Source organism: Candidatus Moraniibacteriota bacterium (genome assembly GCA_016699425.1).
Classification (GTDB): Bacteria; Patescibacteriota; Minisyncoccia; order Moranbacterales; family UBA1568; genus SSEF01.
The window spans coordinates 220201-237915 of sequence record CP064975.1; the positions used below are offsets into that span (position 1 = coordinate 220201).

The following is a 17715-nucleotide window of genomic DNA, read 5'->3' on the forward strand; positions in this document are numbered from 1 at the left end:
CTACCTTTTTTTGAAACAAACAACATAGGAGTAGTAAAAATGAAGAACCGCAAAAGTAGCATCATCGCGGCGTCGATTGCTGCGCTCACCACGTTTGCGCTGCCCATGGCGGCGCACGCGCAGTTGGCCGCAACCGGCACCGGGGTCTCGAGCTCCGCATCAAACGCCGCCGCCCAAGGCGGCCAAGGCGGCCAAGGCGGGCTGGGCGGAGTGGGCACGGGGACTGGCATCGGCAGCGCGGCGAGCAACTCCCAGGCGAGCTTGATAATCGGCAGTCCGCTGACCGCACCGGTCAGCGCTAGCGGTGGCTCGGCCGGAGCGTCCATCACGGGCGTCGACCTGAAGACGGGGGACGCCAGCGCCGGCGTCACTGTCGACTTCAAGCCGTCGTCGACGACGGCTATGACGTTTGAGGCCTCAAAAATCCCGCTGCAGTCGGCGGGCATCCCGAGTGCCACACCTGGGCAGGCGCAACTGTTCATCTCGAACGGCGCCACCAACCCTCCTACGATCGCCGGGATCGCTCTCTCGCGCTGGGCGAGGCAGACCTGCAATCAGGTCGCAACGCGCACGCATCGTGGTTCGTCCGAGGTGGTCAAGGGTAGTTCGGGCGACACGACGATCCGCGCGACGTATTACGCGGACTTCGACAAACGGTTCGCGACCGATACCACCGCACCGATGGTGTCGTTCGGACTCCCCGGGCCGAATACACCAGCTGTCTGTCTCGCGGTGCTTACCATTCAGGGCAAGAACGGAACGGTGGACATCAATACCACCGACAATGACGCCGAGGCATTCGCTCTGGCCATGAGTGGATTCGAGCGGATCTACATCGTCTCCCCGGAATCGGCTATCGGCGGCGCGCTCGGCGTCGAGTCGGATGGCCGGGGTTTCGGTGTCGGCGCTTCGGGTGTCGGGTTGGCTGGTGCTGTTACCTCGGCTCTCGGCCTTTCGGGTGGCGTGAATAGTGGCACCACGACACCGTCTACCCGGATCGGCAGTACCTACGTCCTCCTGGCGAAGCCGCAGGCACATGGCGCTTCGGCGGTCATGAGCATGAGTGACTTCGATGCGTACCATGCCCGGATGATGGCACCGACGGCACCCGCTGGCGTCGGCGTGAGGGAAGCGGCCGGCGCAAGGAAGTAACCACTTCAATCGCGGCAGCAAGGGACTAGTTTCTCCATATACTCTCAACCGAGAGGACGTGGAGAGCTAGTCCCGTTTTTTTTTTTTGACCAAAGCGGACTTTCCTGGAAGAATGGAGACTCCTTTTCGTTTTCTATTTTGATATTTGCCTTTTGATTCCTGCCCTGTGAAATATTGCAAATCCGGACTATATGTTCTATACCTATATACTGCTCAGTGAAAAAGATGGGAAAATGTATACGGGGTATACGAAGGATTTGCAACTACGATTTGAGCACCACAGCAAAGGACTGGTTCCATCTACGAAAGATCGTCGACCGCTGAAGCTTGTTTATTACGAGGCATGTCTGAATCAGCAGGACGCTACACATAGAGAAAAGTATCTAAAAAGCTATAAAGGAAAGATGTTTTTGAGGAATAGGCTCAAATCGTATTTCACAGGGTAAATTATGTCACTCAAAGTCGGAATTGTTGGATTACCAAATGTAGGCAAATCGACTTTGTTCAAGGCGCTCACGCGGAAGAGTGTGGATATCAACAATTATCCGTTCTGCACGATCGAGCCCAATGTCGGTATCGTGGAGGTGCCGGACGAGCGGCTCGGCAAGCTCGCGGCGTTTTCCCAGACGAAGAAAATCGTGCCGGCCGTCATCGAGTTCGTCGATATCGCAGGCTTGGTAAAAGGCGCGTCGGAGGGGGAGGGGCTCGGCAACAAGTTCCTGGCGAATATCCGCGAGGTGGATGCGATCGTCGAGGTCGTGCGTGTCTTCCAGAACGACGACATCATCCATGTGCACAATCAGATCGATCCAGTGAGCGATATCGAAGTCATCAATACCGAGCTCATGCTGGCCGATCTGGAGACCGTGACGAAGCGGAAACTGAAGACGGTCAAGGAAACCAGGACCGGGAGTAAAGAGGCGATCGCCGAGCTCGCGCTCCTAGAACGTCTCGAAGCCGAGCTCGCGGCGGGCCGTCTCACACACGACTTAGTGGCGACGCTGACCGATGAGGCTGAAATCGCCATCGCTCGGGGCCTGCAGCTCCTCACTGCCAAGCCGTTTCTCTATGCGTATAATGTCTCGGATATCGAGGCCGTGCTCCCGGCTGTGCTCGAAGAAAAACCGCACGTGTTGCTTGATATCAAGATCGAAGAAGAGCTGATCGAGCTCTCTCATGCGGAGGCAGCCGAAATGGGGCTCGTCTCGCACCTACCCGACCTGATCCGGCGGGCGTATGCCTTGCTCGGGCTGATGACGTACTTCACGACGGGTGAGGTGGAGACGCGGGCCTGGACGATACCTCAGGGTTCGACGGCACCCCAGGCGGGGGCGGCGATACACGGTGACTTCGAGGAGCGTTTCATCCGCGCCGAAGTCATCCACTGGGAGAAGCTCCTCGAAGCGGGGAGCTATGCGGCAGCCCGGGAACAGGGCCAGGTCCGGCTCGAAGGCAAGGAGTATATCGTGGCGGACGGTGACGTGATCATTTTCAAGATTTGACAGGATGTTTTTTCTCTGGCGACATCCGTGGTATACTTTTTGCAAGTAGCTGACTGCGGCGGCATAGCCTCCTAGTTATTGTTTGTGAGTTGTCGCATTTTCCATATTCATCAAACCGCTTTTCTCACGCCGTGGTCGTGAGGGAGCGTAAACAAAGAAAAAATAAACAAAAATAGTATGCTGGCGAAATTTTTCCTGGGAGTAGCGTTTGTCCTCGCGCTTCCATTGACGGGGGTGATAGCGGCCGAACCCGCTGCCGAGGTCGCGGCCACGGAAATCACGGATGCAAAGATGGCCGATACCGAGGTCACCGTGACCGCTTTTGATATCCTGGAAAACGATACCGTCGAGATCGGTTTTGAGCTCGAAAATCGATCGAGTGCGGCGGTGGACCTCCGCTATCGGCTCGAAGTCGTGGCGACCGGTGACGCTGGCTCGCAGGGCGCGACCGACGTGACCGAGTACAAGACGCTCCGGATCGCTCCGCATGGAGTCGTGCGTGAGCGTTTCAGCTATACGGCTCCGGTGTATGCTGATGGCCAGCAGGAACTCCACCTGACGGTCAAGTCGGCGGCGGGGTTCCCCTTGGCTGGTACGCTCGTCGGGACAGCATCGTTCACAGGCACTCCGATTCCAGTGACCTTTGGGAATTGTCAGTTGATGGACGGAAAGTCGGGCATCACCGTCGCAGCAGGGTTGCCTTCGCTCATCACCTGTACGCTCCGGAGCACGGCTGAAGCGGACCAGACGATGCTCTTATCGGGTGACTTGTCGCTCTGGGGTGAGGAGACCGCGGATCGACCAGTGGTGACCACGGATGTAAACCTCGAACCAGGAAAGGACACATCCGTCACGCTCGCTTTCCCGCCACTCACAGCAGCTGGCCGGTACGAAGGCCGGGTGTATCTCGGTAATCCATCTACGCGACTCTCGCCTGTCACGGACTTTGTGGTGCAAGTCGCGGGTGACAGCGCTCATATCACGCAGGTCACGCTCGACCGTGACGCCTATACTCCAGGTGAGACAGCGACGGTGACGGCCACGATCCTCGCGACTTTGTCGGACCGGGAACACGCGACGGTGACCGCGACTCTGACCGATGAGTCAGGATCAGCCTGCGCCGCACCTGTGACCCAGTCTTTGGGGAGTGGTATCGAGACCCTGGCGATCCCGGTCCAGGAGCGCTGTGTCAATCCGAAAGTAGCCCTCACGGTCGCTGCCTCAGACGGGACGACTCTGGATGAAGCGACAGCTACTCTGACGACTCCAGACTCGGGATCAGGATTTCCGACGGGGATGGCACTGGCCGCGCTCATCGTCGGCGTGCTCGGCCTCATCGCTCTCACTTGGTATCTCGTCTCGCGACAACGTCAGTCGTCACTGCCGCGCGGTTCGGCGCTCGTCCTCGCTCTCATGATCGCACTCGGCGGACTCCTATCGGCGGACATGGCCAAGGCGTCGACACTCTCTGGTGGTACCGGTATGCCGACGGACAATTTCCAGGTGAATGGAACGGGGACGGCTCTCATGTTCTATACTGGCAACTCCGGCATTTATAATGGGCAGATTACGATCTCGGGCCCGATGCGGGTCAATGGCTCTGTCGCGATGCCAACGGACAACTTCTCGATCATCGGGAGTGGGAACCGGATCAATTTCTATACCGGAAACTCCAGTAGCTTTGCTGGCGCACTCGTGGTGTCGGGCGGGACGGTCTCTGGATCTATCAGCTGTAATACGGATGCCTGGTCGACGACTGGCTCGAGCAATCGATGGAGTATAGCATGCAGTGGCCCTGGTGGAACGATCACCTTTACTGATACAGCACCGCCGGTGTGTGTGAATGGCGTCGGGCCGTATACGCCACCTCAGCCCCTCCCGAATGGGTATGACAATGCCTGGTGTCAGGCTCGGGGCTATGATGTATCGACCGATACCTGTCTCCCGGGTAACTGCGCTTGTACGCCCCCGCGGGTGTGGAATGGCACGATCTGTGCTGTACCGCCAGTGGGTATCGTGAATGGTGCATGTAGCATCAATTCAGCCCAGGTGACTCCCAACTTGACATTGCCGAGTCCGCCGGCTCCGCTGCTCCTCTGTAGTAGTGGCGCACCGTCATCGGTGACATCGGGTACCCTTGAGGTCTATCCGCCAACTGGAGCATTCGCGCCGACCTTTTCATGGAGTTGTGTCGGATCGGGTGGCGGTACGAGCGCGGCTTGTTATATGTTTCGGACATCGGCGATTCCGAACCCGGTGACGACCTTTACCGGGAGTTATGCTGGGCCACCAGCTGTGTCTGGTGCATCGGCACTCTATCTCCCGAGTGGTGGAGGCACGGTCACCCTCAATTGGAATGTGACCAATGCGGCTGGCGGGAGCTGTACTGGGTACTCATCGACAAATCTGCCAGGGTGGAGTTCGACTGGGACGGCCGGCAAGCCAATCACGGGGTCGGCGACACTCACCGTCAATGCAATGACCCGTTTCGACCTCGACTGTCGGAATAGTTCCGGGACGATGGCGACGAGGAAAACCGTGAATGTGATGATTTACTCCGATGCCATCTGTCCGGCGAGTGCGACGCTCAATGTCGGGGATCCAGTGCTCCAGCTCAACTACTGGCGCCGATTGGATGGAGCACCCATTGACTGTACCAATCCGACCAGCCCAGCCGGTGCGAGCAATCTGACAGCCGATGCGAATGCGTCGTGGTCGAGCAGTCTCCCGGCGGTTGCGACGGTCACCACTGTAGCGCCCAAGGGGCGGGTGACGGCTGTCAGCGGCGGCGCGACGACGGTCTCAGTGACAGTTGCCGGGCGTGGTGTCGTGGCCTCGGCTCCGATCACCGTGAATGCCGCAGCAGCGCCACGGTATGTGATCTGCCCCAATGGCTCGACGTTGACGGTCGGAACGACCCAGCAGTTCCAACTCTGGAGGCATCCGACGACTGCGATAAACTGTAGCAACCTCGCAGGAGCGAGTGACATCACGAGCGCTGCGACGACACTCTGGAGGGAAGTACCATTCGGGACTCCGATCATTACAGTGAATGATGGTGGGACCAAAGGGCTCGTTCGAGGTAACCAGGGTGGATCCTCGGCGGACGTCAGTGTGACGGATAGTGCGAGTCCGGCGGGCTCGGCCACGGTCACGGTGAGTGCGGCCCCAGCAGCGACCTATGCGATCTGTCCATCGGGCTCTCTAGCACTCAATACTACTTCCACGACGACAGTTCAACTCCGCCTCTGGCGTCGCGCCAATGGTACTCCTGTCACCTGCGTCGATACAACAGGAGCGACGGATATCACATCCAGCGGGACGACGGGCTGGAGTAGCAGTAGCGGAAGTGTTGCCACGGTCAATAGCGGCGGGCTCGTCACTGCGGTAGCTGGCGGTGGCTCGACGATCTCAGCGACCGATAATGGTGCGCCAGCCGGATCAGTCACGGTTACGGTGGTCGGCTGTACTGCGTACATCTGCACGACGCTCCCATCATCGGTGACGGATACGTACTGTCCGGGCGAATCCTTCACGACGAGTGACAACTGTAGCGGCACGATCTCTTGTTCAAATGGCACCCGATTGTGTGACTTCAATTGGAAGGAAGTCCAACAGTAAGTTTAAGTCGCAACCAGAGTGAAGCGGCATTCCGCAGTGCTGCCTCACTCAGTGGCTGGGCCCGACCACGCTGATGACTGGCCCAAGTCTGTATCGGACCAAGCACTGGGAACTATGCCTGTATAGATTCGCCACACAGTTTGTCATTGCGAGGGAGTCAGCGACCGTGGCAATCTTGAACCATGATGACAATGTACTCAAAGGCGTGAGCCCAATGATGATGAAAACTCTGTCCTTGAAAACTAGCCTGATCGCGGTTGGCCTCATCCTGTGGAGTAGTGTCGCTATCGTCGATACGGCGTTTGCCTCGACTCTGTCTGGGGGGCCTTTGGTCATGCCGACGGACAACTTCCGGGTGGATGGCGTGGGCAACGGTCTCAATTTCTTCACGCACAATGTTGGGAATTATGTCGGGACGATTGCCCTCTCGGGCGCGATGCAGGTATATGGTTCGGTCGCGATGCCGACGGACAATTTCCGAATCTCCACTAACTCGAATCAAATCGATTTCTATACGGGGAATTCCTTTAACTACGCAGGATCCTTATTTGTGACTGGGGGGACTGTCTCGGGATCTGCAACGTGCAATACCGACCAGTGGTACGTGTCAGGGACGGGGACACATCTCATTGTCTCTTGTGATAGTGGCCCGGGTGGGGCGATGACGTTCACCGATACGCCGCCCATCTGCACTGATCCTCCCGGCGGACCGTACGACGATGCGTGGTGCCAGGGGTTGGGGTACGACTATTCGACGGATTCATGTCTTGGCTACTGTGCCTGTACAGCACCAAACGTGTGGGATGGGGCGGACTGTGTCGCGGCCACGGGTCCGGTCCCCCCAGTGGTCGATCTGAAAGTGAATGGCTCGAACGGCCCCCTCAGTCTGGTCAGTGGTGCTATGCGCAACTTCTCTTGGACTTCGGCCAATGCGACCAGTTGTACTGCCACCTCGGGCGATGGTTGGTCCGGTGCCAAGGCTACTTCTGGCGCTGAATCACTACCCGCCAACGTTACTACTAGTCACATCTTGACCTGTACCGGTCCCGGCGGGATAAACTCCGACAGCGTCCAGGTCAATATCGCCTGCGTGCCCACCACCGGGGCGTATGGCGTCTGCAATTGCGCCACCGAGACTAAGTCTCGGACCAATACCAATGCGGCCTGTTTCCCGTGGACCGAGACGACAGCCTGTAGTGCCAGCGAGAAGGACCAGTGCCGCAATATCAACTGGCGGGAAGTCGAACAATAACTGCCTGTTTACGCCGGAGCTTCGAACCACCTCATCCACCTGACTGAGAGCCTATCGGGATAGGCGCTTAGAAAGACAGGTGGATTTATTTTTTAGTGTGGTTTTTCGCCCGTCCGCGTGATAAAATGAAAGCAGATATCCGGTGGTAACAGCGCCCGGAAGTGTTGTGTTAGCGTGTACTTTGGTCATGGCCCGATCCCGAAAAAAAACAAACAAAATACGATCATACATGGCTGCCCTCTGGCGGAAGCAGATTGTCATCGCCAAGTGGCAGTTCAATGCTGTCAGTGTGTTCTTTCTCGGGCTCGGGGCATTGGCTGGGTTCTACTTGACGCTCTCGGGTGTCATCCCAAAGATCTTGGCGGCTGACACAACCGACACCTGGAATTTCACCGTCAGCGGTGACTATACTCCGTCGGATGCTGGTTTGGTAGAGGTTGCATCCTCGACCGGACGGCTGAAGGTGCGGAACTACGCTACGGATGGCAATACCGCTGCGCTGTATCATCTCGATGAGTCGAGCGGCAATGCCGCTGATAGTTCAGGGAACAACAATACTGGGACAGTCGCCAACGGGACGTATGCGGCGGGCAGTCTGAACAATGCACTCGGGTTCAATGGTTCAACCTCGCTTTTCACGGCGGCCGATTCCAGCTCGCTTTCGCTTACCGGCAATTTCACCGTTGAGGCGTGGACGAAATTTGATTCGGCATTCAGTTCGACTTCGAATCGTAACCGCCAGGGAGTGCTCGATAAAGGGCCGTACCGATTGTATTACGATCATGAGACCGGAAAAGCGGTATTTGAGATGGCGCCATCGTCGGCCAATGATTGGGCTCAGGTCGCTGGCCCGGATATGCTCAATACCAACGGCGTGTCGATCAATGCCGAGATCAATAAAAGCTGGGATGCGAACAGTAAGAACTTTGTCTGGAAGCAGGTGGTCGTCGGGAGCGATATCTATGTCGCACTCGGCAGTGCGACGACCGGGACGACCGTGACGGGTGATGCGGAAGTCTGGAAGTGTACGGCGTGCGCGACGAGTCCGGTCTGGTCGAAAATCGGCGGTGATGGAATCAATTCGAGCTGGGCCGACGGTTTGTACGAAGACGCTTCATCAATCGTAACCGATGGAACAAATATCTATACCGGTATCGGTAATAGCTCGGGCGAAGCGGAAGTCTGGCGTTATGACGGTACGAACTGGACGAAGGTCGGTGGCGATACGGTCAACTCGAGTTGGCTCATCGCCGCCCCGGGTCCATATGAGCGTGTAACTTCGATGGTGGCGGACGGAACAACGATTTATGCGGGACTTGGAACCACAGCCAATGATGCTGAGGTCTGGCGGTGTACGAATTGTGATAGTAGTCCAACTTGGGCGAAGATTGGTGGTGATGGGACGGGTGCAGGTGGCCAATCATGGCCGGCTGGCTACGAAGACGTTACGGAACTTGCTATTGTCAATGGAACGATACTTGCGGTCGGACTTGGAACGACAGGAAACGACGGTGAACTTTGGACCTGTGCCACTTCTTCGTGCACCGTGACGAGTGGTTGGACGAAACGCGGAGGAGACGCGAGTGGTTCTGGAGGGCAGTCTTGGACGAATACGATTGAAGAGGTTCGTTCAATAACCTCGAGTGGGACGGTCATTTATGTTGGCACGGGCTTTAGTGCTGGAGAAGCTGATGTCTGGCGCTGCGATCTCGGCGGTACCTGTACGACGACATCCGGCTGGACACAGGTCGGCGGTGATGGCTTGAATTCAGGCTGGGCAGCGAGCACCTATGAGCGTGTTTGGTCACTTCTGGCGAGTGGAACGACGGTCTATGCTGGACTTGGTGACACAGCAGCCGATGCTGAAGTCTGGAGCTGTGCCAATTGTGCGACGACTCCGGTCTGGAGCAAACTCGGCGGCGACGGCACAGGCATCAGCGGCCAATCCTGGGGCAATACGTCCGGTGCATCATTCCTGTACGCATCCAGCCTTTCCCTTATCGGTACCAACCTGTTTGTCGGGGCGAGTTCGGGTGCGGGCACATCCGGTGCCGAGGTCTGGACCTGTGATACGGGTGCGACCTGCACCAATACCGCTGGCTGGACCCGAGTGGCGGGCAATTATCTGAACAAGAGCTGGGGGACATTCAATCTCAACAGCGTTGAGAGTATGACCACAATCGGTGGCAAGCTCTATGCCGGGACGGGGTACGATACCGGTGCTGCGACCGCGAACGGTAATGCGCTGGTCTGGGAGTATGATGGAACAAACTGGACGATGATCGGTGGCCAAGGCATCAACAGCTCCTGGACCTACGGGCATCCGACGCTGACGACCGTGACGTATCGCTCGATCACATCGATGACGGGCTATAATGGCACGCTCATCGTGGGGCTTGGCGGCGGCACGAACGGCGATGCGGAAGTCTGGAGCTGGAACGGCACTACCTGGATCAAGATCGGCGGCGACGGGACTGGAACCGGCGGACAGAGCTGGGCGGCAGGGACGAAACGATCGGTGCCGGCGATGATGGTTGTCGGTTCGGTACTTTACGCGGGTCTCCAGGGAACAGCGGCAGGCGATGGCGAAATGTGGACCTGTGACTTGGCGGCGACGTGTACGACCACGGCTGGTTGGACGTTTCGGGGTGGCGATGCCACCGGCGCCGGCGGACAGAGCTGGAACAATACTACATTCGAAGCAGTGTGGAGTATGACCGCACGTGGCACGAACCTATATATCGGATTGGGGACGAGTGCAAATGATGCTGAAGTGTGGACTTGTGATACAGGAGCGACATGTACCCAAACAGTCGGTTGGACAAAGATCGGTGGAGACAGTATCAATTCTGGTTGGACTACGAATTATGAGGAGGTGTCAGCCTTGTCTTGGTACCGAGGCGAACTCTACGCAGGACTTGGTGCGAGTACGGGTGATGCCGAACTCTGGAAATGGAACGGGACGAATTGGGGTGGAGCACCGGTGGCGGGAGATGGATTGAACGGAGCTTGGTCAGACGCTCTCTACGAACGCGTGAAAGGGATCGTCAGTTATAACGGTGATCTGATCGTGGCACTCGGTGATAGCGCTGCCGGAGAGGGGGAGGTTTGGAAATTCGATACTACGACCTGGTCCCGTATCGGCGGCGACGGATCAAATTCGGGTTGGACGAACATCGTAGAACGTATCAATGCGCTGCAGGTCTACAAGGGGAAATTGTATGCGGGGACCGGCTTTACCGCCAATAGTGATGCGACGATATGGGCGTATGGGGATAACATCCGGCTTGAATCGACGACGACGAGTCAAGACACGAACTGGCATCATCTCGCGGTAGCCTATGACGGCAGTTCGATCGAGCTCTATATCGATGGCGTTCTGGATACTTCGATATCGACCAGTGCGACGATGCTTGATACGGTGCACCCACTGCTCCTTGGTTCTTTGTCGGGAAATAGTGGGGCTGAGAGAATCGCCGCTGGATTTAACGGCATGATCGACGAGGTGCGGATCAGTAATATTGCCCGCAGCTCATTCAATACGACACCATACACGAACACGCGCGTTGCCGTCCAGCCGTCCGCTGCTGTCCGTCTAGTCGGTACGCAGTCTTGGGATACTTTTTCAACAACAGAAACGGCGAATGGGGGGACAATCACGTATCGGCTGTCGGATGATGGCGGGACCACTTGGAAATACTGGGACGGTGCGGCTTGGGTCGCTTCTTCTGGATTCACTCAGGCCAATGACGAAACGACCGTCAATACGAATATATCGACTTTTCCAGTCACTGAAGACGGTTTCCTCTGGCAGGCGGTCTTCTTGGGCGATGGGAATCAGCGCGTGACGTTGAATGAAGTGATCCTGGAATCCACCTCGGACCTCGTGGTGCCGGTCGAACCGAATGCACTCACGGCACTCGATCAATTCGGCGGGGCCGTGAACCTGACGACGAATACTTGGTACACGTACACGGCGCCGTATTTCAGCTGGACAGGGGCGAGTGATGCCGGGTCCGGCATCGGTGGCTACTATGTGTATTTCGGTACCGACAATACGGCCGATCCGCAGACCGCCGGGACGTTTCAGCCAGCGAGCACCTTTACGCCCTCGGGCCTGACCAGTGGCACGACGTACTATCTCCGCATCCGGGCGCGGGACAATGCACAAAACGTCAGCCCGATTTACGCTGCGTTCATCTATCGGCTCGATACAACCGGGCCACAGAACCCGACCGGTGTAACAGTCGCTCCAACCGGTTACTCTTCGACCAATGACTTTACTTTTTTCTGGACGAATACGGCGAGTGATCCTGCCTCGGGCGTCGCGGGATATCAGTACCAAGTCGGCGCTACGGCCGCTCCTGGGAGCTGGTCTACGACTATCACGGCGACGAGCCTAAATCTCCCCGGTGCCGCCTATCAGACCGGCGAAAATCTCTTCCACCTGCGTACCATCGACTACGCCGGTAATGTCTCGAGCGTGAATGTCCAGGTGGCGTTCTATTATGCCGGAACAGGACCGACCGCACCGCAGAATGTCGACGTGTCGCCCGCATCAAACAGCCTCAACTCATTTGCGTTCTCTTGGGATGCACCGTCGAGTTACTCTGGCGATGCGAATGATCTCACCTACTGCTATACGGTGAATACGCTCCCATCAGAGATCACCTGCAGCTTCACGTCGGCAGGGGCGACGTCTCTCTCGGCGGCTGCGTTTGCGACGCAGGTTGGGACGAACACGTTCTATGTCGTCGCCAAAAATGCTGATGTCGTCGGCGGCGCAATCAATTATGGCGCCTATGGCAGCGTTTCATTCACGGCGAATACGAGCGCTCCGGGCATCCCGCTCAATGTCGAGATCGCGGATGTCTCGGTAAAGAGCACGAGCTCGTGGAAGATCGCGCTCTCATGGGAGCCACCGTCGACGGGTGCTTCATCAGTTCAGGATTACGAGATCTTCCGGTCGACCGATGGGACGACGTATGCTGATGTTGCCTCGACGACCGGTATCGCGTTTGTTGATACGGGACTTCTGCAGCAGACGTACTATTACAAGATCCGGGCCTGCGACAATGTCCACAACTGCGGCACCTTCAGCACGGCGGTTGAGCTCTTACCGTCCGGCCGTTTCACTACGGCGGCGGAGCTTTCTGCAGAACCGAAGGTTTCACTCATCACGACGCGCTCCGCGACCATCGGCTGGAGCACGGATCGCGCATCGGACAGCAAAGTGCAGTACGGCAAGAGCGCCCGGTCGTATTTCAGTGAAGAGCCGAGCAATTCCGATCAGCTGACCGAACATGAGATCAAGCTCTCGAACCTTTCGCCCGGTACGCGGTACTACTTCAAGGCGAAGTGGACGGATGAGGATGGGAATACCGGCGTCTCGACGGAGACCTCTTTCGAGACCCTGCCTGCGCCGACGGTCACCGATCCGCAGGCCAAGTCAATCGGCCTCTCCAACGTCGTGTTGGAGTTCACTGCCGAGGACGCGAACTCGGTGAAGATCTATTACGGGACGACCGCATCATTCGGAAGCGTGAAGGAGATTGCAACTTCCACGACGAAGACGACTTACAATGTGACACTCGATAATTTGCTCGACGGGACCAAGTATTACTACAAAGTTAACACGCTCGATAGTGAGGACGAAGAGTACGACGGGAGTATCCTCTCGTTCGAGACGCTGCCTCGTCCGAAGATCTCGAATGTCCGTATCCAGCAGGTGCGCGGATCGGCCCAGACCGTGATGCTCGTCTCTTGGGCAACCAATACCGAGACCTCGTCGATTGTGACCTATTATCCAGAGGGCAAGCCCGAGGAAAGCCGCGATGAAGTGAACGTGAAGTTGCAGAAAGGAGAACACAAAGTCATCGTGCGGAATCTCATCCCGCAGACACCCTATGTGCTCGTTGTTCGGGGCCGTGACAAGGCGGGCAATGAGGCAGAGTCTGATCCGCAGCGCTTCACGACCGCGACCGACACGCGTCCGCCGCAGGTCATCGATGTCAATATCGAGGGGACGGTCTCGACACAAACGGGTGATAACACGGACGAACAAGCTGAAGCGCAGATCGTTGTTTCGTGGACGACGGACGAACAGTCGACTTCTCAGGTTGAATACGGGGAAGGGACCGGCACGAGCTATGCGCAGAAGACGCAGGAGGATGGGAATCCGGTTACGAACCATACGGTGGTTATTTCCGGCCTCTCGCCGTCGAAAGTCTATCACTTGCGCGTCATCACTCGGGACAAGGCCGGGAACGTCGGTAATTCGATCGATACGGTCGCCATCACTCCTAAGGCCACGGCGAACGCGCTCGATCTCGTGATCACGAGCCTTCGATCGATTCTCGGTCAATAACCCCGGACTACAACCATGCCGACACAAAAACCAACCAAGACAGGCGTATCGCGGAAGCGGCCGGTTCGTCGAGTGGCAGGGTCCGCGGTGAAACCGGAACGGGATCCCGCCGTCGTGCCCGAGAAGAAGACGGTGACGACTGTTCGTCGGCGGACTGTCCGTCGTGTGAGTTTGCCGGAAGTGCCGAATTTGGCCCCAGCACCGGCCAAGAAAGCTCCCAAACGAGCAGTGCGTCAGACGGCGCTGCCGGAAGCTAGTGTTTCCCTCTCGGCCGGTACGAAGGCGACTGCTGAGCCGTCAGTGCGTCGGAGTGTGCCGTCCGTGACCGCACCTGCCGCTTCGCCACAGCCTGCACCGGTGTCAACGCCGGCGTCGAACCCGTCTCCTCGACCGTCCGCTTTCAGTCTGCCTGCTGCACCTGCCGCACCTACGCCGCAGACGGGAGATGAGATTATCCGTGCCACAGATGTCTTCAAGGCTTTCGATATCGGGACGCAAATGGTGCTCGTTTTGAAGGGTGTGACCTTCTCTGTGACTCGCGGGGATTTCATGGTGCTCTTCGGTGCTTCAGGTTGCGGCAAGTCAACACTGCTGCATATCCTCCTCGGACTCGAGCCACCGACGAAAGGTACGATCACCTTCCTCAATGAAGACATGTACGCGGGTCGCTCGGAGGATGACCGGGCGCAATTTCGCAAGTACCATATCGGTATGGTGTATCAGCAGTCGAACTGGGTGAAATCACTCACCGTCCTCGAAAATGTCGCGTTCCCGATGATGCTCTTGGGCGAAGACAAGACGAAAAGCTTGGAGAAAGCCTATGATACTCTCAAGGTGATGAAGATGGAGAATTGGGCGCACTACCATCCGATGGAATTGTCCGGCGGACAGCAGCAGCGCGTCGCAGTCGCCCGAGCGATCATCACTGATCCGGAAGTGCTGGTCGCGGATGAACCGACGGGAAACCTCGACTACGAGGCCGGACAGAACCTGATGTACCTCCTCAATGACTTGAATCATATGGGCAAGACCATCATCATGGTGACGCATGACCTCGAGTACATCCAGTACTCCAAGACAGCCCTGAATATGAAGGATGGCCGGATCGAAGGTATCTACCGGGACAAAGAGAAAACGACACTCGAATCCAAACTGACATACAAGAAGGCGGATTTCAGTTCGCTTGAGAAAAAATAGCCTATGTGGTTCAGGAAAAAGACAACCATCCCGTCCTCGCCCAGTCTGCCTTCGGACAGCGCGGTGCCGACGGGAAAGAAAATACCGAAGCACTGGGGTATAGTCGGCTGGGTCCGCTCTATCGCCTGGTTCTTCCGGCACAGCTTCATTCGGATCTTCGTCTTCATCCTGCTCATCCTCACCTATATCCTTGCTAAGATTTCTTTCCATATCTGGTACTGGCGCGTGTTGTGGCGGGAGCGGCACAGCCGGGGGGACGGCACCGGGTCCGGCACGCCCTCAGAGATTCTGTTTTCGCGCTATGCGGAGCGGCTGTTCCGGATATTCCACACCGCGAACGGCGAGAGTATCGACAAGATTAGTCTCATCGAGATCGCGATTCGTAACATGAAAGGAAAGAAGACTCGAACGGCTGTGACGATTGGCGGCATGGCGATCGGCATCGGATCGATTGTCTTTCTCGTTTCGATCGGCTATGGACTGCAGCGTCTCGTCATCTCCCAGGTTGCCAAGCTCGAAGAGATGCAGCAGGCTGATGTGTCACTCCAACCGGGTGGAAAGATCAAGATCCAGGATCGGACAATCGCTGATTTCACGCAGATCCCAAATATTGCCTCGGTTGATCCGCTCATCTCTGTCGTCGGGAGGGTGAATTATCAGAACTCGGTGTCGGACATGGCGGTGTATGGTGTCACGACACAATACCTCGCACAATCGGCCCTCCGCCCAGTCCAAGGAGAGTTTTTTGAGAGCCACGAGATCGTGCTGCCTTCGGGTGCCGAGGCAGAGGCGGCCGTCCGAGAGAAACCGAAGCGGCAAGGTGAGATCGTCGAGAAAGTCGCATTTTCAACGACTGGCTTGAAGTGGGTTCGGCTCCGGGCAGAACCGAATGCGGATTCAGCTTTCCTCGGATACGGGAAGATTGAGGAGACGGAAGTGATGGGAGACATCGTCTGGGGCGGTTCTTATACTGCGAACGACACGTTCGGAAAGGCTGGTTTCGATGCCGATAATCAGCCGGTCGGGAAATGGGTGCGCGGGAATTTCTCGCTGTTTGAGGAGACGGCCTGTTCGACCGCTGAAGCTGATTGCATCGGCGGGAAATACCTCTTGATGCGCGATGAGAGTGAGACGCCGATCGTCCGGCAGGCGTATCTCGCGGTGACAGATGACTGGCTAACCCTGCGCGTGCTCAACGCGGAAGAAAAGAGCACACTCGCTTCGGCCGAGGCACAGAACCCAACCTTCAATATCCGGGAATCCGGCGATGGCTGGGTGGAAGTGGACGGCGAAGGCGAAGCGACCGTAACAGACAACACCGAACGGGTCGCTTTGGCGACAAGTGCGAAGCGCGAGGCAGTGGTGAGTCGTGCGATGCTCCGCGTCCTCTCGATTCCCGAAGGTGAAGCAGTCGGTAAAACATTCAATACGAGTTTCGTCGTGACCGGCAGCCTCCTCGCCGACTCACAGAAGAAGGTGGAGTCGGTTCCTGAAGACTATACGATTGTCGGTGTGATTCCTGAAGACAAGACCCCGATATTCTATGTTCCGTTCATCGATCTCCGAGGCCTTGGAATCGAATACTACTCCCAGGCCAAGGTGACGGCGCGGAGCCAAGAGGTCCTGGCAGATGTGCGCAAGCAGGTCGAGAGCATGGGATTTGTGACGAACTCGGTCGCGGACACAGTGACGCAGATCAATTCGTTTTTTGCGAGTGCCCGGATCATTCTCGGCCTCCTCGGCATGGTCGCACTCGGTGTGGCGGCCTTGGGCATGTTCAATACCCTCACGGTATCCCTCCTCGAGCGTACTCGCGAAGTCGGTCTCATGAAAGCGATCGGGATGAAATCGGTCGAGGTCCAAGAACTCTTCCTGACAGAATCGATGGTGATGGCCTTCTTCGGTGGCATCCTTGGCCTCTTGGTCGGCCTCATCGGCGGCAAGGCACTTGGCGCGGGACTGTCGCTTCTCGCGATTTTCAAGGGTGCCGGCGCAATCGACGTATCGTATATCCCACCTTCTTTCGTTATTGCGATTCTGGTCTTCTCGTTGATTGTCGGCATTGTGACGGGTATCTATCCGGCTCGGCGCGCGACAAGTATCTCTGCTCTGAACGCTCTCCGGTATGAATAGACGGGGTGATGTTACAATAAATCAGTAAGCTCGATAATAATATCCTATGCTCGTCAAAGAAATTATGACCACGGACATCATCTCCGTGAAGTCGGACAGTTCCGCACAAGCCGTGGCGGACCTGATCGTACAACACCAGATTCATGCTGTGCCTATCGTGAACGAACTGTTTGAACTGCAAGGCATCGTGGCTGAAGGGGACTTCTTCTACCAGCATTCCGGTCCGGTGACGATGGCCGCATACCTGGTCAATCGTCTGACCAAGAAGAAGGCAGCTCCGGATGGCGCCAATCTGTCGGCTGTGTTGGTGAGCGATATTATGGCGAGTCCCTGCATCACGATCGCCCCGACGGCTACTGTCGAAGAGGCTGGTGCTATCTTGGTCGAGAAGAATTTCAATACATTGCCCGTGGTAAATGATACCAATACGCTTGTCGGGATCGTCACTGCTCACGATGTACTGAAGTCATTGCTCGCGGCCAATTAAGTCA

The 17715-nt window shown here is 57.0% G+C and carries 9 protein-coding genes; all 9 read left to right on the top strand.

Annotation, left to right across the window (positions count from 1 at the left end; all coding sequences use genetic code 11):
* The first annotated feature begins 39 nt into the window (after positions 1-39).
* The 9 genes from IPJ68_01055 (at position 40) to IPJ68_01095 (ending at position 17711) form a co-directional block, all read left to right on the top strand.
* Positions 40-1152, top strand: a complete 1113-nt coding sequence (locus tag IPJ68_01055) for a hypothetical protein (protein QQR78849.1) — start codon at positions 40-42, stop codon at positions 1150-1152.
* A gap of 191 nt (positions 1153-1343) precedes the next feature.
* A complete protein-coding gene (locus IPJ68_01060; protein ID QQR78850.1) occupies positions 1344-1598 on the top strand; it encodes a GIY-YIG nuclease family protein in 255 nt (84 codons plus the stop codon).
* Positions 1599-1601: 3 nt separating this feature from the next.
* Positions 1602-2654: a redox-regulated ATPase YchF gene (gene ychF, locus IPJ68_01065; protein ID QQR78851.1), complete on the top strand. Its 1053-nt coding sequence runs from the start codon at positions 1602-1604 to the stop codon at positions 2652-2654.
* A 177-nt stretch (positions 2655-2831) separates the two neighbouring features.
* Positions 2832-6275: an Ig-like domain-containing protein gene (locus tag IPJ68_01070; GenBank protein ID QQR78852.1), complete on the top strand. Its 3444-nt coding sequence runs from the start codon at positions 2832-2834 to the stop codon at positions 6273-6275.
* A gap of 166 nt (positions 6276-6441) precedes the next feature.
* Positions 6442-7527, top strand: a complete 1086-nt coding sequence (locus IPJ68_01075) for a hypothetical protein (protein ID QQR78853.1) — start codon at positions 6442-6444, stop codon at positions 7525-7527.
* 229 nt (positions 7528-7756) lie between these two features.
* Positions 7757-13894 carry a hypothetical protein gene (locus tag IPJ68_01080; GenBank protein ID QQR78854.1) on the top strand — a complete coding sequence of 2046 codons (6138 nt, stop codon included), beginning with the start codon at positions 7757-7759 and terminating at the stop codon, positions 13892-13894.
* A gap of 15 nt (positions 13895-13909) precedes the next feature.
* Entirely contained in the window at positions 13910-15091 is a 1182-nt protein-coding gene (locus IPJ68_01085; protein ID QQR78855.1) for an ABC transporter ATP-binding protein, read from the top strand.
* Positions 15092-15094: 3 nt separating this feature from the next.
* Positions 15095-17224: an ABC transporter permease gene (locus tag IPJ68_01090; protein ID QQR78856.1), complete on the top strand. Its 2130-nt coding sequence runs from the start codon at positions 15095-15097 to the stop codon at positions 17222-17224.
* A gap of 46 nt (positions 17225-17270) precedes the next feature.
* Positions 17271-17711 (top strand): CBS domain-containing protein, encoded by a 441-nt coding sequence (locus IPJ68_01095; protein QQR78857.1) that lies wholly within the window; start codon positions 17271-17273, stop codon positions 17709-17711.
* Positions 17712-17715: the final 4 nt, after the last annotated feature.